Origin of the sequence: Pseudoalteromonas fuliginea (assembly GCF_000690055.1) — a bacterium.
In the GTDB taxonomy this organism is placed as follows: Bacteria; Pseudomonadota; Gammaproteobacteria; order Enterobacterales; family Alteromonadaceae; genus Pseudoalteromonas; species Pseudoalteromonas fuliginea.
Window position 1 is genome coordinate 1 of record NZ_JJNZ01000071.1, and the last position, 22202, is coordinate 22202.

Below are 22202 nucleotides of genomic sequence, written 5' to 3' on the forward strand. Positions count from 1 at the left end.
CTATTGCGCCAATAAATAAACCAACTGAAATTAATGAACCGATGGCTAAACTTATGGAAGTATTGAGGAGCTTAGAAAATAAAAATGTAATGCATGCTGAAAAGAAACCTAAATAAATGATTATATGAAGCTCAATATAGTAAATGAGTTCAAGTTCATGCTTTTCACCTGCAAAGGGATAAAGTGGTTGTGGCGGTGCTAGAAAATAACCTAATAGCGCTCCTAGTAAAGTAGCTACAGGGATTAATAAAACTTTAAATTTACTCATAGTTTGAAAAACACATAACGAGCCTGTAGATTAACTCGTTTTTTTATTTGTTTTATTGATAAACAAACCATAGCTGAGTTCCTATTTTGGTTCAATTGATTACTGTATTTTTACGCAGAATATTGAAGTGTTTGATATTGTTTAAATTGGCGTTTTGGAAGCTATTAAGGGGGTTGAGTAGCTTTTATTTAGGGTAAAAGGGCTTACCCTTCTTAATGCATCGTGTTTTGCAGCTTTTCTATATTATGAACAAGGCAATACAGTTGCCGCAGTGTAAACTAAAGGCATTCACTTTCGCTTGACCCCGTAAGGTCAATTTATTCATGCCTTTGTTCATTGTAATATTCCGCTAAAGAAATTTAAAGCAAATGTAAGAGAACTCACTAACCGCAACTGGGGGATCTCAATGACCCTACAAATTCATAAACTCACGCAGTATTTACGCGGCTGGGGACACTACTACCTAATAGCCAACGCTTATCAGCTAACGGTGGATTTAGATCACTGGATCCGCCGTAGGATAAGAATGTGCTACTGGCGGCAATGGCGTAAACCTCGCACCAAAGTACGCAGTTTAATGAAATTGGGTGTTAGCGAACGACTCGCCATAGCCTGTGGTATCACCAGTAAAGGCCCTTGTAGAAGCTCAAAAACAAAAGGAATTAACATTGCGCTAGGCAATGACTACTTAGCGTCACAAGGTTTAGTGTCATTGAGAGATATTTGGATCAATATTCATTACGGGAGATGAACCGCCCATTGCGGACCCGCATGATGGGTGGTGTGGGGGCTGGAGGTTAGAGACCTCCGGCTACCCGATTATAGCGCTATATATCCAAGCCATCCATTGGGCACAATATTTCATCTTTAATATTTTCAAGGTTCGCATTTTTCAGAAAAAAATAAAATGTAGAGTCGACTATTTTTAACTGCCTAGAGTTTGAATCGTATGCGATTACCGGCGGACGGATACCTTTGCTAGATTGCAATTCAGTCAACCCTTTGAGAGCTCTAGTCAATAAAGCACCATTTAAAGTGTCTTTTCTATGGTGTATTTGCTTCAATGCATGCAAAAGTGCTTCTTTGCTTATACCTCCGTTAACACCATGAAAACCTAGCTCCAAAATATGCATGACAATATAATAATGTAAAAAGTATGGCATTGGTTTATCTACAGAGATAGCGACGCCATTGCCACATGCCATAGATTCTAAATTTCTTAAATGTCGGCCTGAGTACTCTTCTGTTTTTGATTGAATTGCTTGGTCGTAAAACTCAATGTTATCAATAAACTTGTTTTCTAATTGTTTATTGATAACACCGCTTTTTATGCATGTGTTTTTTAAAAGCTCTTGGAATACACCTACACTCCCGAATGCATTTTCAATGCAACTCATCAAAATCACTGTTGAAAATGTAATATTCAGAACCTCTGAACCTTTAGTTGCAATTGCTTTAAAATCGTCTTCAAGCCATGGTTCAACTGGAATCTCAAAAATCCTATCTTGAAGTTCATTATTAAATTGCGCTAACCTATTCGCTTCTTTCCAAACACCCAAAATTATGAACCGTACCTTTAAATCTTGGAATGTCCTTAAATCATATGCAAATGTCCTTTGCAGTTCTTCAGGGAGGTAATGAAAGTTTTCTAAAATGATAACTTTTTTATGCCCAACTCTATGAATTAAATCAGCAACATCATCAGGCAGCTCCAAATTAAATTCTATTTCATCGAATTGATCTTCAAGTTTCGTATTTTTAGCTTTATCTAATCCTACTTCCACCTTGCCTTTTAAAACCATAGCAACTGCACCTTGAATAGAGGCTTTCGACTTTATTTTGGTGGAGTCACCAGTTCCTTCTGAGAAAGAAGTTTTTAGAACCACATCAGATTTTCGTAGTATAGATTGGTAAATGTCTTTAAGGGTTGTTTTGGGTGATAAACTAATAAGTATATTTTCTTCATACTTAATGTATTTTTTGACTAAAGCTGTCTTCCCTTGTTTGGAAGCACCATAAACAATAATTTGCTTATCGGTACGAAGTGCATCTTTAAATTTATCGTCAACTTGTTCCCTTTCAACGTGACTTTCAACTTGCTTACCACTAACTCCAAATACTTCTTCGACATTCACTGATACTACTTCCCTTTATGATGATACGACCAATTCTGATTGCGCTATAACGAGCCTGTAGATTAACTCGTTTTTAAATTTATTTTTATTGATAAATAGACCATAGCTGAGTTCCTATTTTGATTCAATTGATTACTGTATTTTTCATAGAATATAAAAGCTGGTTTGGTATTGTTTTAACTGGCGTTTTGGAAGGATTTACGGGTGTCTCAGTGGCTTTATTTTGGCTTAAAAGGGCTTCCCCTTTTTAGTGCATCGTGTTTTGCAGCTTTTCTATATTATGAACAAGGCAATACAGTTGCCATTGCGCATTCACTTTCGTTTGACCCCGTAAGGTCAATTTATTCATGCCTTTATTCACTGTAATGTTCCGCTTTTTATTTAAAGGAAAGCGGGCTCTATACAGCCGAATATTTTGCCATTCTTTAATAAACAGCTGTCGTCAACCTATCGGACTGTCTATTTTTACTTTCATTTTGTCTACATAGCTCAGCTTTTTGCGTGATTCATTATTTATAATAATGCACTCTTCATACTGTTTTTATTGGCTTTTTTCACATTAATTAGGATGGGTGTCATCCTAATCTTCATTTTTATCTGACCTCGTAAGGTCAGTTTGTTCATCCCTTTATTCACGATAATATTTCGCTTTTTACTTAAAGGAAAGCCGGTTCAATACAGACTAGTCGTTTGCCATTATTTAATAAACAGCTATCGTAGCTCGATTGAGCTGTCTATTGTTAATTTCATTTTGTCTACATAGTTCAGCTTTTTGCGTAATTCATTATTTATAAAAATGCACTCTTCATACTGTTTTTGTTGGCTTTTTTCCTAATGATTAGGATAGGTGTCATCCTAATCATTATTTTCCTCAAAGTGATGAGGAGGTGTCCACTAAAACGGGTCAGGAGCATTGTCCTTGTTTAACAGCTTGTTATAACTAATTACCACTTCTAAGCTGTTCTTTTAAGTTAAGGTTTTCATTTTTCAATATTTCAACTTGCTGCTTGTAAGATGCAACTTCACTTTTTAAGCTAGAAACATCAGACTGTATCTCATCTAGTTTTTCTACAATTTCTATGGAACGTGCATTCCCCAAAAAGAGAACAATTAACGCTATTACGAATAACGTGCCACCAGTTAACTTTACTTTTGATTCCATCCACTACAGCTCCTTTGGTTATAACAATTTTGTCTACGACATTTGTCGTTTTATAAACAGACAAATGTCCATATATTACAGTGCATTTATCTTAACCATCAAATAAACACCTGTAAACAATTAGTTAACTGGAAATTATTTTTAATCAATGCACAAATACACCGAAATGGTGGAGATCAGTAATATTGGACAAAACAACAAACACTGTTTATATATACAGTTAACTTTTACTAGAGATTCATATCATGAAATCATCTTTTTTAACTATGATATCCGAACAAATGTATCTAAAGCGTTATGCTAAAAGTACTATTAAAGCGTATTTATACTGGATAGCTTCGTTTATTTGATTTAATTCTATGAGGCACCCAACAACGATGGGAGATAATGAGGTCGAACTTTTTTAGCTTTTTAAACTCGTTTAGTCAACCAACAAAATGTTGCTCCTAACACTCAAACACAAGCCTTAAATGCGTTGAGCTTTTTATTTAAAGAAGTAATTAAAAAGCCACTCTCATTAGGTTTTATTAAGAGCAAATGAGCAACTAATTTCACAACAAATTCCCAACGCCGTTATCAGCCCTTTTGCAAGATTATAAACTCCCCGATTTAAAACAAAAAAGCATAACCCAAAGAGCCATGCTTTTTTAATCAACCTTAATCCAGTTCGGTTTACAAACGAATGCCGCCGTCTATTTCAACAACACGGCCGGTAAAAAAGTCGTTTTCGATTATGTATTGTGCAGTATGCGCAATTTCATCGCTTTCGCCTAAGCGCCCTACTGGCGTTACCGCGAGCATACGTTGTTTGGCTTCTGGCTTCATGGCGTCGGTCATGGCGGTACTTATTACACCTGGTGCAATAGCGCCTACACGTATACCAAATCGACCAAGTTCTTTAGCCCATGTGGTGGTAAGTGCCACTACACCTGCTTTTGATGCCGCGTAGTTTGTTTGGCCTATGTTACCTGCGCGCGCTACGCTCGACATATTAACTATAACGCCGCCTTTGCCTGATTCAATCATGTGGCTTGCAGCTTCCCGCCCTGCTAAAAACACACCGGTCAGGTTTACATCAATAACTGATTGAAATTGCTCAAGAGACATTTTTTTAACGACCTTGCCATCTTTAGCTTTTATAAACATGCCGTCGCGTAAAATACCGGCGTTGTTTATAAGCACACCAATGTGGCCAAAATCGCTGTTAATGGTATTAAATACGTTTTCTACTTCGCTTTCATTTGTTACGTTTGCGGCATACCCTTTTATATTGCTAGTTACACCTTCAAGCTGCATTAATTGCATAAGTTGCTCGCATGCGGTGTTTAATAAGTCTTGTGCCATATCTATTAATGCAATGTTTGCACCCATAAGTGCAAACTTTTGCGCCATTGCAAAGCCTAAACCTTGTGCGCCACCGGTTATTACTACCGTGTTATTTTTAATATCCACGCGTTGCTCCTACTTAGAAAATAGTTTAAAAATGGCACTAAAGTCATCACTACCCGCACCTTGGTGCTGTAGCATAGTGTATAAATTTTTAGCCATTGAACCCATAGGGGTTGATGAATTACTTTGCTGCGCGGCTTCCATGGCAAGGCCTAAATCTTTAGCCATTAAATCAACCATAAAGCCTGGTTTGTAATCGTTACTAGCAGGGGCTGTATCCATTACACCTGGGCAAGGGTTGTAAAGTTCAAGCGTCCAGTTACGGCCAGAACTTGCGGTCATTATGTCGCTAAGTACTTTAGGATCGAGGCCGTTATTAATACCCATTTGCAGTGCTTCGCTGGTGCCTGCCATTAAAATGCTAAGTAGCATGTTATTACATATTTTTGCTACTTGCCCTGCGCCAATATTGCCTGCATGAAATATGTTTTTACCCATATCACTCAGCACTGTATTTGCTTTATCAAACGCGGGTTTTTCGCCGCCTACAATAAAAGTAAGTGTGCCTGCGGTTGCGCCTGCAACGCCGCCCGATACCGGTGCATCTACAAAGCTTATGCCTTGTTTGCCAAGTGCACTGCCTACAGTGCGTGCTGATTCTGCATCGATTGTTGAGCAATCAATTACTAATGTATTATTGTTTAGCACGTTAATTAAGCCGCTGTCGTCGTTATTTCCTAAATACAGCGATTTAACATGCTTGCCTGCAGGTAACATACTAATAAGTACGTCAGCATTGGTTGCGCACTGCTTTGCATCAACTGCTGCTTTTGCGCCTTTGCTTGCAAGTTCATTTACGACCGACTGGTTTAAATCGAACACACTCACAGTATGTCCAGCTTTAATTAAGTTAGCCGCCATTGGGCCGCCCATATTACCTAAGCCGATAAAACCAATATTGAGTTTAGTCATCGTCTTTCCTTTATTTGTGTGTTGGCGTGTCTAAGCCATTGAGTGGGTGGTTTTCGCCAAAGCGATTAGCAAAAAAACTGTCGATTATTGTTTGTGGGACATCACTAAGTGTTTTGTACTGCCAATTAGGCGCGCCGTCTTTATCTATTAATAACGCCCTTACGCCTTCTTGAAACTCACCTACTTCGCCAGCACGCACCGACATACCCAGCTCCATTTTAAAACACGCTAATAAGCTTTTGCCTTTACTTGTTTTTAATTGCTCACTAACGAGTGCGCAGCTTAGTGGGCATCCGTGTTTAAGTGACTTTTGAGCGCGCTGTAGCCATTTATCGTCAGTGGTTAGCCCTAAAATATAATCAACTTGCTCCTGCAAGGTTGTAAATTCACCCAGCTTTTGAATCGTTTTTAAATTAGCTTTTATATTGCCTTTTGGCATACGCGCCGATTGGTTGTCTAAATCGGTTAATAACTTAGTTAAACGCTCATGATTTAAGCTTGCGGTTTTGCCCCATTTAGCTGCTAAAATTTGTGCAAGCATGGCATCATATTTAGTGCTGTCGATAAAGTGATCGGCAAGCGATACAAAACGCGCGTCGTCACAGTTAATTGATGCCGACGTTAGCCCTAAAAATAGCCCCACACTTTGTGGCATTTTATGTAAAAAGTAACTGCCGCCTACATCAGGGTATAAACCTATGGTTTGCTCTGGCATGGCAATGCGTGATGTTTCTGTAACAACACGGTGGCTAGCACCGGCCATTAGCCCTAAACCGCCGCCCATCACTATGCCGTTACCCCAAACGAGGATTGGTTTATCAAAGGTATGAATAAGATAATCAAGCTTGTACTCTAGCGTAAAAAACTCTTCAACTAAGCTTGTTGGTTTACCTTGCGCCATTGCATGATGAAGGCTTACAACATCGCCACCGGCACAAAATGCTTTATCGCCTGCGCCTTTTAACAACACCATTGCAATAGCATCATCATCTTGCCAAGCTCGCAATTGCGGCTCAAGTAATTTGATCATTTCAAAATTAAGTGCATTTAATGCTTTTGGCGCGTTGAGTGTAATGAGCCCTATTAAACTGCCATTTTCTGCGGCTGCGGTTTCAAATACCACGGGCTCATCGGCGCTATTTAATAATGTTAAAGCACTCATTAGCCGTTTACCCAGTTAGCGCGGCGTTTTTCTAAAAAGGCATTTACACCTTCTTGTTGATCTTGTGTATCAAATAAACCAACAAATAACTCGCGTTCAAGTGGTAATACACTTGCCATTGGTTGATGGCGCCCTTTTTGAATCAATGTTTTACATGCTGCAACTGAGGTGGGGCTTTGATCGGCCACTTGGTTGGCAAGTTTTAGTGCTGCCGCAAAGCTTTCACCTTGTGGTACTACTTCTTCTACTAAGCCAATTTGCAAGGCTTTATCAGCTTTTAAGCGCTCGCCGCATAAAATCATCCGTTTTGCCCAGCCTTCGCCTACAAGCCATGCTAAATTTTGTGTGCCACCCGCACAGGGTAATAAGCCAACTTTAGCTTCAGGGAGCGCCATTTGTGCTTGCTCTTCCGCTATACGTATATCGCACGCAAGGGCAACTTCTAGCCCGCCGCCCATTGCATAGCCGTTTATGGCAGCAACCGACACGCCTCTAAAATTAGTCAATGCTTCAAACGCTTCACCAAATACACGCGACATATCAGCGGCTACGCCTTTATCGCCACCAGCAAATACGTTTAGGTCGGCACCCGCGCTAAAAAACTTCTCGCCTTCACCAGTCAGTACTAATGCATAAATATTTTTATTATTATTAAGCTCATTAACGGTATTTTTTAAATCAACTAGGGTGTCTTTTGTCCAGGTATTTGCTGGCGGATTAGACATCGTTAAAATAGCAACATGACCTTCGGTTGTAAGTTCAATACTCGGATTAGATTTAGATTCTGACATACATTGCTCCTTATAAAACGTCGCTTGCAGACTCAGCCAAAATACGGCGCGCTATAATCACACGCATAATTTCGTTAGTGCCTTCTAAAATTTGATGAACGCGTACATCACGTACATGGCGCTCAAGCGGGTATTCTTTTATGTAACCGTAACCACCATGAATTTGCAGTGCGTCGTTACACACAGTAAAGCCAACATCAGTAGCAAAACGTTTAGCCATCGCGCAGTAAGTGGTTTTTTCAACGTCGTTATTATCAAGTTTAAATGCAGCAAGCCTTACCATTTGGCGCGCAGCTACAAGTTCGGTGTTCATATCGGCAATTTTAAATTGCAATGCTTGAAACGCAGCCAATGGTTTACCAAATTGTGTACGTTCTTTTAAATATTCACGGGCGGTATTAAGTGCTGCCTGCGCTGTACCAATTGAACATGTGGCAATGTTAATTCGACCGCCATCTAGGCCTTGCATCGCAAATTTAAAGCCTTCGCCCTCTGCGCCTAACAAGTTATGCGCAGGGATGCGTACATCTTCAAAGCTAATTAGGCGTGTAGGTTGTGCGTTCCAACCCATTTTTTCTTCAGCTTTGCCATATTCAACGCCTTTTGCGTCGGCAGGCACTACAAATGCCGAAATACCCGCAGCGCCTTCGCCGCCTGTACGTGCCATTACCACTAATACTTCGGTTTCGCCAGCGCCCGATATAAACATTTTTGAGCCATTAATAACGTACTCATCGCCCTCAAGCACGGCTTTGGTTTTAAGTGATGCGGCGTCTGAGCCCGAGCCTGGCTCTGTTAAACAGTAAGAGGCAAGCAACTCGCCCATTACTAATTGCTCTACGTATTTGTCTTTAACGGCATCGGTACCAAAACTTGCTACCATCCAGGTAGCCATATTATGAATGGTTAACATAGCCGTTGTTGCGGTACAGCCCATAGCAAGTTGTTCAAAAATAATGCTCGAATCTAAACGAGATAAACCAAGGCCGCCTGCTTCCTCTGGCGTGTATAAACCACAAAAACCAAGCTCGCCCGCAGCTTTAATCGTGTCTTTAGGAAAAATATGTTCGCGATCCCATTTTGCGGCATGGGGCGCAAGTTCTGACTCGGCAAATTGGCGTGCTGTTTGAGCAAAGGCTTGTTGATCTTCTGATAAGTTAAAGTCCATGGTAGACCTCTTTAATTGTGTTAGTTGCGTTGTTAGTGTTTCCCGTCACAGGGATAGTTTGTGACGAGCGGCGAAGGCTTATGTGTGTGTTGTGTGTGAAGTAGCCTTCGCGCCCATCTTTTTTATTAATTATTCTTTTATTTACTCATTTTTTAATTACGATTATTTTAAGTTAATACTCATGTTTGGACCCGACGCGATATCGTCTTCAAACCAACGTGAGGTAATCGTTTTAGTTTCTGTGTAAAAACGAATACCTTGTTTACCGTACGTGTGAGTATCGCCGTAAAACGAGCCTTTCCAACCAGTGAACGAAAAGAACGGAAGTGGCACCGGAATTGGCACATTAATACCTACTTGGCCTACTTCAATTTCGTGTTGGAATTTACGAGCCACTGCGCCGCTTGAGGTAAATAACGAGGTGCCGTTACCGTAAGGGCTGTCGTTAATAAGTGCGATTGCCTCATCAAGCGTGTCTACAAACATACACGCCAGTACTGGACCAAATATTTCTTCTTTGTATAAATCCATCTCTTTGGTTACATCGGTAAATAACGTTGGGCCGACCCAGTTACCTTGCTCATACCCTTCAACCGTAAAGTCAGAACCATCAATTAAACAGGTAGCACCTTGCTCTTTACCACCGGCAATGAGTGATAAAATACGTGCTTTTGCTGCTTTTGATGTTTGTGGACCGTATGCCGCGTTTGCATCATCCCATACGCCTGGGCGTACATTTTTAAAGCCTGCTTTAATTTCATCTACCCACTGACTTGCTTGACCTACAAATACAGCAACCGAAATACCCATACAACGCTGGCCAGCAGCACCGACCGATGCGCCTACTAAGTTATTTACAACGTGCGATTTACTTGCATCAGGCATAATAACCATGTGGTTTTTAGCGCCAACACACGCTTGCACGCGTTTAAGATTTTGTGTGCCTTTAGAATAAATATAAGCACCTACACCACACGAGCCAACAAACGAAATAGCACGCACTGCTTTATCTTCTAGTAAGCGGTCTACTTGTGGTTTTGTACCGTGAACAACTTGTAACACGCCTTTTGGTGCACCGGCTTCAATAAATAGCTCAGCTAAGCGCATTGGTGTAAGTGGATCTTGCTCAGACGGTTTTAAAATAAAGGTGTTACCACACACAATAGCCAGCGGGAACATCCAAAGTGGGATCATTGCAGGGAAGTTAAATGGTGTTACGCCCGCACATACGCCAAGTGGCTGCATGTAAGAATACGTATCGATTTTGCGCGCTACGTTCTCCATTGTTTCACCCATCATTAATGATGGTGCGTTCGCTGCTTGTTCTACTACTTCAATACCGCGCCAAACATCGCCTTTTGCATCTTCAAATGTTTTACCCAACTCGTGACAAATAATGGTAGCAAGCTCATCGTGATGTTCTTTTAATAGCGCAGCGTACTTCATCATAATGCGAGCACGTTCAGTAATTGGTACGTCTTTCCATGTTTTAAACGTCTCAGAAGCTGAGGCAATTGCCGCGTCCATTTCTGATTCTGTGGTACATGGCACTTGTGCAAGTACTTCTTGAGTTGCTGGGTTTATAACATCGATAAGCTCTTTTGATGCTGATTGAATAAATTCGCCATTAATAAGTAGTGGTACTTGGTGCATGATTAAATCCTAGTGTGTGAGTTGTGTGTTCTCTTTTAAAATTGGTAGCGCCGCTTTGTTAGCATTATTAGTGCAGCGCTTTTGTAGTTATTCGTACAGCTTTCTTATAGCTATTTAATACCTAGTTAATACGCTTCTACGGCCATAGCAACCGCTTCACCGCCACCAATACATAAAGACGCAATACCTTTTTTAAGGCCTCGGTTTTTAAGGGCATGAATAAGCGTTACTAAAATACGCGCGCCGCTTGCACCAATTGGGTGGCCAAGTGCACATGCACCGCCGTTAACGTTTACTTTGCTTTCATCAAGTTTTAACTCGTTAATAGCCAGCATGGTTACCATGGCAAATGCTTCGTTAATTTCCCAAAGGTCAACGTCGTTTACAGCCCAACCTGCTTTTTCAAGCACGCTGTTCATAGCCCCTACTGGCGCTACTGTAAATTCACTTGGTTTTTGAGAATGCGTGCTGTGCGCTACAATTTTACAAAGCGGTGTTAAGCCCTGCTCTTTTGCTTTTGATTCGCTCATTAATATAAGCGCTGCGCCACCATCTGAAATTGACGATGAATTAGCGGCTGTAATAGTGCCGTCTTTTTTAAAAGCAGCACGTAAGGTAGGAATTTTTTCTGGGCGGGCGTTGCCTGGTTGCTCATCAATCGATACTGTTACATCGCCTTTGCGTGTTTGCATTGTATGGGGTGCAACTTCGTTATCAAAGCTACCGTTTTGTATCGCGGCTTTAGCTTTACTTAATGAGCCTAATGCAAACGCATCCATTTGCTCGCGACCAATGCCGTATTCGTCGGCGGTGTCTTGTGCAAAACAACCCATAGCTTTGTTGTCGTAAGCATCTTCAAGGCCATCGCTCATCATGTGATCTTTTATTTCGCCATGCCCCATGCGCATTCCGCCACGCGCTTTTGGTATAAAGTACGGTGCGTTTGTCATGCTCTCCATGCCACCAGCAATAGCAGATTGAATAGAGCCCGCTTTAATTAAATCGTTTGCAAGCATGGCCGCTTTTAAACCAGAGCCACATACTTTGTTAATTGTTGTAGCGCCAGTGCTAAGTGCAAGGCCTGCTTTTAACATTGTTTGGCGTGCGGGTGCTTGTCCAAGGCCTGCTGGTAATACGCAGCCCATAATTACTTCGTCTATTGCATCATTAGCTAAACCAGTTTGTGCAAGTGCACTTGCAATGGCGGTTGCGCCAAGCTCGGTAGACTGCGCATCACTTAACGCTCCCATAAAACCACCTATTGGGGTGCGTTTTGCTGCTACAATTACCACTGATTCTAAAGTCATAACTAACTCCATTGTATTTATATGCAAATAGTTGTTAGTATATTTGCTCTATTAATTTAGTATTCATTTATTATTTAATACCCTTACACAATACTAACGTTTACGCCAACGTCAACTAAAAACAGCTTAATTTTTAGTTTTATAAGTGTAAGGATTATTTTCCATCGGTTAGACTACACTGATGAAATAAAAATAACCCATTGAATATTAATAATATAAACCAATACTTCACTTAAACATTCCTTTATAAATAGTTTCAAACCACACCAAGCTTTACCTTTACGTAAACTTCACTTATATTGGGGTTATTCGAATGAGGTAAATACAATTATGAAACCAGATAATCAAACAAACTTTGCAAGCTCAGCCAAAATGCCGGCCAGTAATGAACAAACATTTAGCATTAGCGAACTCGCTAAAGAATTTGACATTACAACCCGCTCTATTCGCTTTTACGAAGACCAAGGGTTAATAACTCCAGAACGTAATGGTCAAACCCGTATTTATTCAAAACGCGATAAAGTGCGTTTAAAACTAATATTACGTGGTAAGCGCCTTGGGTTTACATTGGCCGAAACCGGTCGTTTGTTTGAACTGTACGACGCAGATAAATCAAGCGCTAAGCAGTTGGTTACTATGCTTGACCTTATATCAGAAAAAAAAGCAGACCTATCTCAACAAATGGACGACATTAAAGTTGTTCTTATGGAGTTGGTGACGGCCGAGCGCCGCTGTAGAGACACGCTTAATAAAATAGACGAGTAAGTTTATTTTTAAAATAAAAACACACTGACAACACACACGTCACACAGGAATGAATCATGAGCACTATTTCACTATATAAAGAAATGAACTTTGGCCTTGGCGAAACCGCCGATATGATCCGCGACCACGTAAACAGTTTTGCGAGTCAGGAGATTGCCCCGCTTGCTGAAAAAACGGACTTAGATAACGCTTTCCCAAATCAACTTTGGACTCAAATGGGCGAAATGGGCGTACTAGGTATGACCGTATCTGAAGAACTTGGCGGCGCCGGTTTAGGTTACTTAGAACATGTTATTGCTATGGAAGAAATTAGCCGTGCCAGTGCCTCTATAGGGTTAAGCTATGGAGCACATTCAAACCTGTGCGTTAATCAAATTAACCGTAACGGGTCACAAGCTCAAAAAGAAAAATACTTACCAAAGCTTATTAGTGGCGAGCACATTGGTGCTCTTGCAATGAGCGAGCCTAATGCGGGCTCTGACGTTGTATCGATGAAACTCAAAGCCGAAAAAAAAGGCGATAAGTACATTTTAAACGGTAATAAAATGTGGATCACCAATGGCCCAGATGCACACACATTAGTTATTTACGCTAAAACAGATTTAAACGCCGGCGCTAAAGGCATTACCGCGTTTATTGTTGAGAGCAACTTTCCTGGTTTTTCAACAGCGCAAAAGCTCGACAAACTGGGCATGCGCGGCTCAAACACCTGTGAGCTAGTATTTGAAAACTGCGAAGTGCCAGAAGAGAATATTTTAGGTAACTTAAACGAAGGCGTTAAAGTACTTATGAGTGGCCTTGATTACGAACGCGTAGTACTTGCAGCGGGCCCGCTTGGCATAATGCAAGCGTGTATGGACATAGTGGTGCCGTACATTCATGAGCGTAAACAGTTTGATACCCCGATTGGTCAATTTCAGTTAATTCAGGGTAAAGTAGCCGACATGTATACACAAATGAATGCTGCCCGCTCATACGTATATACGGTAGCTAAAGCGTGTGACCGAGGCGAAACAACCCGTAAAGATGCCGCTGGTGCAATTTTATACGCAGCTGAGCTTGCAACTAAAATGGCACTTGATGCGATTCAAATTTTAGGTGGCAATGGCTACATAAACGAATACGCAACGGGCCGTCTTCTTCGTGACGCTAAATTATACGAAATTGGTGCAGGTACATCAGAAATACGCCGCATGCTTATTGGCCGCGAACTTTTCACTGAAAGCCGTTAAGGATTAAACCATGACTATTTTAAAATCGAGCGTTAATCCTCACGACCCAACGTTTGTGCAAAACCATAAAAATATGTCAGCGCTGGTGGATGATTTACGCGATAAAGTAGCAACAATTAGCCAAGGCGGAGGCGCTGCATTAAAGGAGCGCCACGAAGGCCGTGGTAAATTATTTGTTCGCGACCGTATAAGTACATTAATTGATGAAGGCTCACCGTTTTTAGAAATTTCACAATTTGCTGCCTTTGGTGTGTACGAACAAGCAATACCTTGTGCAGGCGTTGTAGCCGGTATTGGCCGTGTTAAAGGCGTTGAATGCATGATTATTGCAAACGATGCCACGGTTAAAGGCGGTACATATTTTCCGCTTACCGTTAAAAAGCATTTACGCGCACAAGACATCGCAGAGCGTTGCCACTTACCGTGTATTTATTTGGTGGATTCGGGCGGTGCAAATCTGCCAGAGCAAGATGATGTATTTCCGGATAAGCTGCATTTTGGTCGTATTTTTTACAATCAAGCCCGTATGTCGGGTAAAGGTATCCCACAAATTGCCGTGGTAATGGGATTATGTACCGCAGGTGGTGCGTACGTACCTGCAATGGCAGACGAAAGCATTATTGTAAAAGATCAAGGCACTATATTTTTAGCCGGCCCGCCCCTTGTAAAAGCAGCAACAGGCGAAGAAGTAACCGCTGAAGAGTTAGGCGGCGCCGATGTGCACTGTAAAATTTCGGGTGTTGCCGATCACTACGCTGAAAACGATGCTCATGCGCTGTCTATTGCGCGCCAATGTATTGAGCGTATTAATTACACACGCCCTACGGCCCCTCTTCTAGATGATGTAAAACCACCCCGTTACGATATAAACGAGCTTTACGGCATTGTAGGCACCGACCTTAAAAAGCCGTTTGATGTACGCGAAGTAATAGCGCGCACAGTGGACGACTCATCATTTGATGAATTTAAACGTTACTTTGGTGAAACGCTGGTCACCGGTTTTGCCAGTATTTACGGCAATCCTGTTGGCATAGTGGCTAATAACGGCATTTTATTTAGTGAGTCGGCGCAAAAAGGCGCGCACTTTATTCAACTGTGTGCTCAGCGCAATATTCCTTTAGTATTTTTACAAAATATTACCGGCTTTATGGTGGGTAAAAAATACGAAGCCGAAGGTATTGCTAAGCACGGCGCTAAAATGGTGATGGCTGTTTCGTGTGCTGATGTTCCTAAATTCACAGTACTTATTGGCGGCTCATACGGCGCAGGTAACTACGGTATGTGTGGCCGCGCATTTGAACCAACCATGATGTGGATGTGGCCTAATGCCCGTATTTCGGTAATGGGCGGCGAGCAAGCAGCCGGTGTAATGGCGCAAGTTAAACAAGATGGTTTAGCACGCAAAGGCCAAACCATGAGCGAGCCAGAAATCAGTGATTTTAAAAAGCCAATTATTGATCAGTACGAAGAGCAAGGTCATCCGTACTACGCAAGCGCACGCTTGTGGGATGACGGCATTATAGACCCTGCCGATACGCGTAATGTATTAGGGCTTGCGTTAACGGCTGCGAATAACGCACCAAAACGTGATTCGAAATTTGGCGTATTTAGAATGTAACCGGAGCGCAAAATGTCAGTAACACTACAAATAACAAAATCTAATGTGGCTGTACTTGTGTTAAGTCGCCCAGAAAAAAGAAATGCATTTAACAGTGAAGTAATACACGAACTTATTCAGTGTATTGAACATGCAAATACGCTTGATATTCGTGCGTTGGTTTTAAAAACTGAGGGTAAACACTTTTCAGCCGGTGCCGATTTAGCCTGGATGAAATCAATGGCTGATAACAATTACGCCGATAACCTTGCCGACTCCTTGCAACTCGCTAAATTAATGCAGGTGTTAGCGACCTCCCCTAACCCAACCATATGTGCTGTACAAGGCGCTGCGTTTGGCGGAGCGTTAGGCTTAATAGCTTGTTGCGATATAGCCCTTAGTAAAGATGATGCGCAATTTTGTTTAAGCGAAGTAAAGCTGGGCCTTATTCCGGCTGTTATTAGCCCGTATGTCATTAAAGCCATTGGTGAACGCGCTGCTCGCAGATACTTTTTAACGGCTGAAGTGTTTGATGCACATACTGCTAAGCAACTTGGTTTAATTCATCAAGTAACCGGTAATTTAGACTGTGCACTCGATAATATGCTGCAAACACTAATTGATAACGGACCTGTTGCAGTAAAAGCCGCAAAAGCATTAATTAACGATGTAGCAAATAAAGAAATTACCGATGAACTCATTGAGCTTACCGCTGAGCGTATTGCAAAAATTCGCGTATCTGAAGAAGGTCAAGAAGGGCTAAGTGCTTTTTTTGATAAACGCTCACCCGCTTGGCAACTGTAGGATTGATTATGAACACACAACGATTACAAAAAATACTGATTGCCAATCGTGGAGAAATTGCGTGCCGAGTAATGCGCAGCGCAAAACAAATGGGCTTAACCACGGTCGCGGTTTACTCTGATGCAGACAAACATGCCCAGCACGTAAAAATGGCTGACGAGGCTTACCATATTGGTGCTGCGCCAAGTAAAGATTCGTATTTAGTAGCAGACAAAATTTTGCAAGTTGCCAAAGACTGCGGCGCTGATTGTATTCACCCAGGCTATGGTTTTTTATCTGAGAACAGCGAATTTGCTAAAGCCTGCGAAGCTAATAACATTGCTTTTATAGGGCCACCAGCAAGCAGTATTGAAGCAATGGGGTCTAAAACCCGCGCTAAAGAAATAATGGCAGCTGCTAATGTGCCATTAGTACCTGGTTATTACGGCGATAAACAAGACCCTGCTTTTTTACAAAGTGAAGCTGAAAAAATTGGCTACCCTGTACTCATTAAAGCGGCCTTTGGTGGCGGTGGTAAAGGTATGCGCGTTGTACAAAAAGCAAAAGACTTTATGAGCGCACTACAAGGTGCGCAACGTGAAGCAATTGCCGGTTTTGGTAACGATTTAGTATTGCTTGAGCGCTACGTAAACCAACCTCGCCATGTTGAAGTGCAAGTGTTTGCGGATAACCATGGTAACTGTGTTTATTTAGGTGATCGTGATTGTTCTTTACAACGTCGTCATCAAAAAGTAATTGAAGAAGCCCCTGCTCCGGGTTTATCTGACGAACTACGCAAAGAAATGGGCGAAGCGGCTGTACGTTGTGCACTGGCTATAAATTATAGAGGCGCTGGTACGGTTGAGTTTTTACTGTGTGGCGATGAATTTTTCTTTATGGAAATGAATACGCGCCTTCAAGTAGAGCACCCTGTGACCGAAATGGTAACCGGTGTAGATTTAGTCAACTGGCAAATTAATATTGCGGGTGGGCAAACATTGCCTCTGGCACAAAGCGATATTCAATTGCAGGGTCATAGCTTTGAAGCGCGTATATACGCAGAAGATCCAGCTAACGACTTTATCCCGTGCTCGGGCACTATTGAAGCGTTACATACACCCCTTAACAGCGAATTTGTACGCATTGATACAGGCATTGCACAAGGCGACGAAATCAGCCCATTTTACGATCCGATGATTGCAAAACTTATTGTGCACGACGACAATCGCGAACAAGCACTGAGCCGTTTACAACACGCTCTTGAGCAATTTCATTTAGCGGGTTTTAGCACTAACATTGGCTTTTTACATAATTTAGCAAGCCACCCTACCTTTAAACAAGGTGCGCCAAGTACACACTTTATTGCAGAGCAAGGCGACTCGTTAGTTGCGGTTAACGAATCGTTATTACAAGCAAGTCAGCTTATTGGTGCTTTTGCATATTTAGAATCGCTAACTAACACCCAAAATGCGCAATACAGTGCAAGCCCGTGGCAACAGCTGAGTGGTTTTACACTCAATGCACCACAAGTAATTAAAGTCCCTTTTGCCGATTTACAGCTAAGCGCTATAAAAACCACAGCGGGTTATAGTATTACGCATAACGAGCATGTATTTAAACTACAAGGCACATTAAATAATAATCTGTGCACTGTATTTATTAACGGTGAAAAACATAGCGCGCATGTAAATAATGTAGGTAATAATACTGTTGGCAATAGTACTGGTGGCAATTTTGTCACTGTTATGAATAAAGCACTGCAAACTAAGTTTGAGCTAGTTGATAAACATTATATTAGTTCTCACGAAAGCGAAGCACTGCCACTTGCCGCCCCGCTCAATGGCACGGTAGTAAAACACTTAATTGACATTGGTAGCACAATTACCAAAGGTGATGCGGTTGTTATTATTGAAGCCATGAAAATGGAATACACGCTTAACGCACCACACGACGGCATTTTAAAAAGCTACTGTTTTGGTGAAGGCGAATTAGTAACGCATGGTGCTCTGCTTGCTATAGTAGAAGATACAACTGAGGAAGGTGCATAATGAGTGCCTTTCCAAGTAAAGTACGTATTGTTGAAGTTGGCGCGCGAGACGGCCTACAAAACGAAAAAACAGTAAGCACAGCCGATAAAGTAGCGCTTATTAACGCCCTAAGTTCTGCAGGTTTAAAAGATATTGAAGCTGGCGCGTTTGTCTCCCCTAAATGGGTGCCACAAATGGCAGACTCAGCGGATGTAATATCAGCCCTTGATTTACCCAATGTAAATTTAAGCGCCCTTACACCTAACTTAAAAGGTGCACAAGCAGCGCACGCTGTTGGCATTAAAGAATTTGCTATATTTACCGCTGCAAGTGAGTCGTTTTGTCAAAAAAATATCAACTGCTCAATTGAGCAAAGTATTGAACGTTTTAGCGAAGTAATGGCGTTTGCTAAAGCTAATAATATTCGTGTACGTGGTTATGTAAGCTGTGTACTCGGTTGCCCCTATGAGGGTGAAATTAACCCGCAAGCAGTACTAAGTGTATCGCAAAAGCTATTAGATTTAGGCTGTTACGAAGTAAGCCTTGGCGATACCATAGGTGTTGGCACCGCAAAAAAAGTAACGCAATTAATCGAGTTACTTTTAACGCACATTGATAAAACCAAGTTGGCCGTGCATTTTCATGATACATACGGCCAAGCGCTCACAAATATTTACGCAGCTTTAAGCCTAGGTATTGCAACGGTTGACGCGGCAGTTGCGGGCCTTGGTGGCTGTCCTTATGCTAAGGGGGCGTCAGGAAATGTTGCCACCGAAGATGTAGTTTACTTACTGCAAGGGCTTGGCATTGAACACTCAATTGATTTACAAAGGTTAAGTGACGCTGGCTGGGAAATAACCAAAGCACTTGGTAAGCAACCTGTGAGCAAAGTATCTGTGGCACTACACACAAAATAACCTGAGCTCTGGATAATAAATCTATCTCGAGCAGCTATTTTCAGCACTAACTGCGTTGAATTTACTTGCAATAGGCCAGCTATTGACGCGTAAATTCGCCTTGTTTTCACTGAAAATCTCTGGCTAGAGAAAATAAATTTAAATATCACCCTGATTCATATGTTAGTAAATCTATTAACCAGAGTTCAGGTTAAATAGCTATCTTATGAAATGATGATTCACGATAGTTAACAATAAATAGCACACAATGAGGAGAGACTCATGGCCGGTTTTGATAAGGTAGTTTCTAGTTACGAAGCTGCAATGGAAGGATTAAAAGACGGCGATACCATTATTGCCGGTGGTTTTGGTTTATGTGGTATTCCTGAGGGCTTAATTAAACAAATTAAGCACATGCAAACAAAAAACTTAACCGTAGTATCTAATAACTGTGGTGTTGATGACTTTGGTTTAGGTATTTTATTACAAGACAAACAAATTAAAAAAGTAGTTGCCTCATACGTTGGCGAAAACGCCCTATTCGAGCAGCAGTTATTAAGTGGCGAAATTGATGTAGAGCTTACGCCTCAAGGTACATTAGCTGAAAAAATGCGTGCTGGTGGCGCGGGTATACCTGCGTTTTACACCGCCACCGGTTACGGTACTCCTGTGGCTGAGGGCAAAGACGTAAAAGAGTTTAATGGTCGCCCGTATATTTTAGAAGAATCTATAACGGGTGAGTTTGCTATTGTTAAAGCGTGGAAAGCCGACCGCTTTGGTAATTTAGTGTTTAGACACACCGCCATGAACTTTAATCCAATGGCTGCAACAGCAGGCAAAATTACCGTTGCCGAAGTAGAAGAAATTGTAGAGCCGGGTGAGCTTGAACCAAGCCAAATTCATACCCCGGGTATTTTTGTAAATCGCGTTATTAAAGGCAGCTTTGAAAAACGCATTGAACGTGTAACAACACGAGATTAAGCAGGAGCATAATTATGGCATTATCACGTGAACAAGTTGCAATGCGCGTTGCACAAGAACTTCAAGATGGTTACTACGTAAATTTGGGCATAGGAATTCCGACACTCGTCGCAAACTATGTACCAGATGATATTGAAGTTATGTTACAGTCCGAAAATGGCCTTTTAGGCATGGGCCCGTACCCCACTAAAGCAGAGCTAGACGCCGATATGATTAACGCGGGTAAAGAAACCGTGACAGCAGCCAAAGGTGCAGCCATATTTAATAGTGCAGATAGTTTTGCCATGATACGGGGTGGTCATGTAGACTTAACCGTTCTGGGTGCATTTGAAGTTGACCAGAACGGTAACATCGCATCGTGGATGATCCCTAAAAAGCTGATTAAAGGCATGGGTGGCGCGATGGATTTAGTCGCTGGCGCGAAAAATATTATTGTTACTATGACCCATGCAAGTAAGCATGGTGACTCTAAACTATTAGAGGCCTGCTCTTTACCGCTTACTGGCGTTAATTGCGTAAAAAAAATAGTAACAGATTTAGCCGTATTAGAAGTTAAAGACGGCGCATTTCATCTATTAGAACGTGCTCCGGGCGTATCTGTTGATGAAATCATTAGTAAAACAGCAGGTAAATTACTTGTTGACGGTGAAGTTCCAGAAATGGTTTTTTAGGCTTTAGCTTAAAAATAACGCTTTACCCTGTACCGACCTCATTCCCAGTGCCAATGGCGCTGAGTTACCCAAAATCCCTCGCAAGAGGGATTTTTTTTGTCCTTTTGCATTATTTTTAGGCTAATTCATACATCTGTAGTAAATTTTTATCTATAATAGTTGCATAAATAGATGATTAGTTAGCTAGAGCATTTGCACTACTTTGTTGTTATCATGCACCACTTTTGTGAACTTGCTCTATGAGTAATTTTAACTTGTTGAAATTACTAACATTACTAACTGGTTCGATTTTTGCCTATACTAGGCTATATAAACAACTTAATACTGGAAAACATGCAAACTCCTATTCGTGGCCTTCGATCTTTTTGCTTTGCAGCAAGAAGCCTAAGTTTTAAGCATGCAGCTAATGAGCTGTACTTAACACCTTCGGCAGTAAGCCATCAAATAAAACAACTTGAAGAACAGCTTGGTATTGAACTTTTTCAGCGTAAAACACGCTCAATAAGTTTAACAACAGCTGGTAAAAACTTTTTTGATGCCGTATCTCCTATCATTACCATGTTAGAAGGTACCATTAACGAGTTTAGCCAGATGCAACAAAACACTAATTTAACAATTACCTTGCCTGAGTTTTTTGCAAGCGAACTACTTATGCCTAAATTAAGTGAGTGGACGACAGAGCATCCTAATATTAATTTACAAATGGATACGCTTAAAACACGCAAAGAAATAACACGGCATAGCGATTTGTCTATTGTATTGTCCTCTAGTAAACCTACTGAAGGCTTAGTAACTGAATTATTTAATCTTGAATATATCCCTGCGTGTAATGAAAAACTGCTCAATCAGTGGAAAAATGATCATCGTAAAGCACTAAACCAAGTTCCGCTAATTCTACATAAAGCGCGTCCTTGGGCGTGGCATCAATGGGCTGAAAAAGCAGGCATTGATGACTTTTCTCCTTCGCAAATTATCCAAATAGACAGTATGTTTGGTGTAGCACGTGCTGCGCAGCAAGGCATGGGCATTGCGCTTATTCCACTGCCAATTAGTCAAAGTTGGTTAGATGAGAAGTGGCTGTATAAATTATTTGAACAGCCTTTAACAACTAAAGATAAATACTACTTAGTACAACACGAATCCAACATACCTAATCACCCACTTGATTTATTTGCGAAGTGGGTTGTAAATACGTTTAGAAAAATCCAAGAATAACCCCCGATTAGACGAGTTCAGTAATACA

At 41.3% G+C, this 22202-nt stretch carries 19 protein-coding genes and 5 pseudogenes; 11 read left to right on the forward strand and 13 right to left on the reverse strand.

Annotated features, from left to right (window positions below):
• Both DC53_RS0120725 and DC53_RS22965 read right to left on the reverse strand, forming a co-directional pair.
• On the reverse strand, window positions 1-268 hold a 268-nt coding region (locus DC53_RS0120725; RefSeq protein ID WP_033031551.1), incomplete at its 3' end, for a hypothetical protein.
• Between the two features lie 212 nt (window positions 269-480).
• Window positions 481-614, reverse strand: a pseudogene (locus DC53_RS22965) (transposase); the annotation flags it as partial.
• Window positions 615-617: 3 nt separating this feature from the next.
• Here DC53_RS22965 and DC53_RS0120730 point away from each other — a divergent pair.
• Window positions 618-1019: pseudogene (locus DC53_RS0120730) on the forward strand (group II intron maturase-specific domain-containing protein); the annotation flags it as partial.
• Window positions 1020-1095: 76 nt separating this feature from the next.
• Here DC53_RS0120730 and DC53_RS03115 read toward each other — a convergent pair.
• The 4 genes and pseudogenes from DC53_RS03115 to DC53_RS03110 all read right to left on the reverse strand — a co-directional run bounded on the left by DC53_RS03115 (window position 1096) and on the right by DC53_RS03110 (window position 3565).
• A complete protein-coding gene (locus DC53_RS03115; RefSeq protein ID WP_033031553.1) occupies window positions 1096-2403 on the reverse strand; it encodes an AAA family ATPase in 1308 nt (435 codons plus the stop codon).
• A 247-nt stretch (window positions 2404-2650) separates the two neighbouring features.
• Window positions 2651-2773 (reverse strand): annotated as a pseudogene (locus DC53_RS22720) (transposase); the annotation flags it as partial.
• A 218-nt stretch (window positions 2774-2991) separates the two neighbouring features.
• Window positions 2992-3198 (reverse strand): annotated as a pseudogene (locus DC53_RS22970) (hypothetical protein); the annotation flags it as partial.
• A gap of 145 nt (window positions 3199-3343) precedes the next feature.
• Window positions 3344-3565 carry a hypothetical protein gene (locus DC53_RS03110; protein WP_002961860.1) on the reverse strand — a complete coding sequence of 74 codons (222 nt, stop codon included), beginning with the start codon at window positions 3563-3565 and terminating at the stop codon, window positions 3344-3346.
• A gap of 463 nt (window positions 3566-4028) precedes the next feature.
• On the opposite strand from DC53_RS03110, the pseudogene DC53_RS22615 reads away from it, so the two are divergent.
• Window positions 4029-4106 (forward strand): annotated as a pseudogene (locus DC53_RS22615) (hypothetical protein); the annotation flags it as partial.
• A gap of 131 nt (window positions 4107-4237) precedes the next feature.
• Here DC53_RS22615 and DC53_RS03105 read toward each other — a convergent pair.
• The 7 genes from DC53_RS03105 to DC53_RS03075 all read right to left on the reverse strand — a co-directional run bounded on the left by DC53_RS03105 (window position 4238) and on the right by DC53_RS03075 (window position 12007).
• A complete protein-coding gene (locus tag DC53_RS03105; RefSeq protein ID WP_033031555.1) occupies window positions 4238-5017 on the reverse strand; it encodes an SDR family oxidoreductase in 780 nt (259 codons plus the stop codon).
• 9 nt (window positions 5018-5026) lie between these two features.
• Window positions 5027-5926: a 3-hydroxyisobutyrate dehydrogenase gene (mmsB, locus tag DC53_RS03100; RefSeq protein ID WP_033031557.1), complete on the reverse strand. Its 900-nt coding sequence runs from the start codon at window positions 5924-5926 to the stop codon at window positions 5027-5029.
• 10 nt (window positions 5927-5936) lie between these two features.
• Window positions 5937-7088 carry an enoyl-CoA hydratase/isomerase family protein gene (locus DC53_RS03095; protein WP_033031559.1) on the reverse strand — a complete coding sequence of 384 codons (1152 nt, stop codon included), beginning with the start codon at window positions 7086-7088 and terminating at the stop codon, window positions 5937-5939.
• A complete protein-coding gene (locus DC53_RS03090) occupies window positions 7088-7879 on the reverse strand; it encodes an enoyl-CoA hydratase (protein ID WP_033031561.1) in 792 nt (263 codons plus the stop codon). The genes DC53_RS03095 and DC53_RS03090 overlap by 1 nt, the downstream gene beginning before the upstream one ends.
• Before the next feature lie 10 nt (window positions 7880-7889).
• Window positions 7890-9047 carry an acyl-CoA dehydrogenase family protein gene (locus DC53_RS03085; protein ID WP_002961869.1) on the reverse strand — a complete coding sequence of 386 codons (1158 nt, stop codon included), beginning with the start codon at window positions 9045-9047 and terminating at the stop codon, window positions 7890-7892.
• A gap of 162 nt (window positions 9048-9209) precedes the next feature.
• The gene (locus DC53_RS03080) at window positions 9210-10700 is read right to left on the reverse strand and encodes a CoA-acylating methylmalonate-semialdehyde dehydrogenase (RefSeq protein WP_033031563.1); all 1491 of its coding nucleotides are present in this window, start codon (window positions 10698-10700) and stop codon (window positions 9210-9212) included.
• Window positions 10701-10825: 125 nt separating this feature from the next.
• Entirely contained in the window at window positions 10826-12007 is a 1182-nt protein-coding gene (locus DC53_RS03075; RefSeq protein WP_033031565.1) for a thiolase family protein, read from the reverse strand.
• Between the two features lie 330 nt (window positions 12008-12337).
• On the opposite strand from DC53_RS03075, the gene DC53_RS03070 reads away from it, so the two are divergent.
• The 9 genes from DC53_RS03070 (at window position 12338) to DC53_RS03030 (ending at window position 22174) form a co-directional block, all read left to right on the forward strand.
• The gene (locus DC53_RS03070) at window positions 12338-12772 is read left to right on the forward strand and encodes a MerR family transcriptional regulator (protein ID WP_008135264.1); all 435 of its coding nucleotides are present in this window, start codon (window positions 12338-12340) and stop codon (window positions 12770-12772) included.
• A 56-nt stretch (window positions 12773-12828) separates the two neighbouring features.
• Window positions 12829-14004, forward strand: a complete 1176-nt coding sequence (locus DC53_RS03065; RefSeq protein WP_007376571.1) for an isovaleryl-CoA dehydrogenase — start codon at window positions 12829-12831, stop codon at window positions 14002-14004.
• Between the two features lie 10 nt (window positions 14005-14014).
• Window positions 14015-15622, forward strand: a complete 1608-nt coding sequence (locus DC53_RS03060; protein WP_033031567.1) for a carboxyl transferase domain-containing protein — start codon at window positions 14015-14017, stop codon at window positions 15620-15622.
• A 12-nt stretch (window positions 15623-15634) separates the two neighbouring features.
• Window positions 15635-16405 (forward strand): enoyl-CoA hydratase/isomerase family protein, encoded by a 771-nt coding sequence (locus DC53_RS03055; protein ID WP_033031569.1) that lies wholly within the window; start codon window positions 15635-15637, stop codon window positions 16403-16405.
• Between the two features lie 8 nt (window positions 16406-16413).
• Window positions 16414-18432, forward strand: coding sequence for an acetyl/propionyl/methylcrotonyl-CoA carboxylase subunit alpha (locus DC53_RS03050; RefSeq protein ID WP_033031571.1), 2019 nt, complete (start codon window positions 16414-16416; stop codon window positions 18430-18432).
• Window positions 18432-19328: a hydroxymethylglutaryl-CoA lyase gene (locus tag DC53_RS03045; RefSeq protein WP_033031574.1), complete on the forward strand. Its 897-nt coding sequence runs from the start codon at window positions 18432-18434 to the stop codon at window positions 19326-19328. Before DC53_RS03050 ends, DC53_RS03045 begins: the two co-directional genes overlap by 1 nt.
• Before the next feature lie 261 nt (window positions 19329-19589).
• Window positions 19590-20288, forward strand: coding sequence for a CoA transferase subunit A (locus DC53_RS03040; protein WP_008135270.1), 699 nt, complete (start codon window positions 19590-19592; stop codon window positions 20286-20288).
• 14 nt (window positions 20289-20302) lie between these two features.
• A complete protein-coding gene (locus DC53_RS03035; RefSeq protein ID WP_007376577.1) occupies window positions 20303-20959 on the forward strand; it encodes a CoA transferase subunit B in 657 nt (218 codons plus the stop codon).
• A 333-nt stretch (window positions 20960-21292) separates the two neighbouring features.
• Window positions 21293-22174, forward strand: coding sequence for a LysR family transcriptional regulator (locus DC53_RS03030; RefSeq protein ID WP_007376578.1), 882 nt, complete (start codon window positions 21293-21295; stop codon window positions 22172-22174).
• The last annotated feature ends 28 nt before the right edge of the window (window positions 22175-22202 follow it).

Coding starts and splice junctions, on each gene's coding strand:
- DC53_RS03055 (WP_033031569.1), top strand. CDS start 15,635: ATGTCAGTAACACTACAAATAACAAAATCTAATGTGGCTGTACTTGTG.
- DC53_RS03035 (WP_007376577.1), top strand. CDS start 20,303: ATGGCATTATCACGTGAACAAGTTGCAATGCGCGTTGCACAAGAACTT.
- DC53_RS03065 (WP_007376571.1), top strand. CDS start 12,829: ATGAGCACTATTTCACTATATAAAGAAATGAACTTTGGCCTTGGCGAA.
- DC53_RS03085 (WP_002961869.1), bottom strand. CDS start 9,047: ATGGACTTTAACTTATCAGAAGATCAACAAGCCTTTGCTCAAACAGCA.
- DC53_RS03060 (WP_033031567.1), top strand. CDS start 14,015: ATGACTATTTTAAAATCGAGCGTTAATCCTCACGACCCAACGTTTGTG.
- DC53_RS03075 (WP_033031565.1), bottom strand. CDS start 12,007: ATGACTTTAGAATCAGTGGTAATTGTAGCAGCAAAACGCACCCCAATA.
- DC53_RS03040 (WP_008135270.1), top strand. CDS start 19,590: ATGGCCGGTTTTGATAAGGTAGTTTCTAGTTACGAAGCTGCAATGGAA.
- DC53_RS03090 (WP_033031561.1), bottom strand. CDS start 7,879: ATGTCAGAATCTAAATCTAATCCGAGTATTGAACTTACAACCGAAGGT.
- DC53_RS03070 (WP_008135264.1), top strand. CDS start 12,338: ATGAAACCAGATAATCAAACAAACTTTGCAAGCTCAGCCAAAATGCCG.
- DC53_RS03110 (WP_002961860.1), bottom strand. CDS start 3,565: ATGGAATCAAAAGTAAAGTTAACTGGTGGCACGTTATTCGTAATAGCG.
- mmsB (WP_033031557.1), bottom strand. CDS start 5,926: ATGACTAAACTCAATATTGGTTTTATCGGCTTAGGTAATATGGGCGGC.
- DC53_RS03050 (WP_033031571.1), top strand. CDS start 16,414: ATGAACACACAACGATTACAAAAAATACTGATTGCCAATCGTGGAGAA.
- DC53_RS03030 (WP_007376578.1), top strand. CDS start 21,293: ATGCAAACTCCTATTCGTGGCCTTCGATCTTTTTGCTTTGCAGCAAGA.
- DC53_RS03080 (WP_033031563.1), bottom strand. CDS start 10,700: ATGCACCAAGTACCACTACTTATTAATGGCGAATTTATTCAATCAGCA.
- DC53_RS03095 (WP_033031559.1), bottom strand. CDS start 7,088: ATGAGTGCTTTAACATTATTAAATAGCGCCGATGAGCCCGTGGTATTT.
- DC53_RS03045 (WP_033031574.1), top strand. CDS start 18,432: ATGAGTGCCTTTCCAAGTAAAGTACGTATTGTTGAAGTTGGCGCGCGA.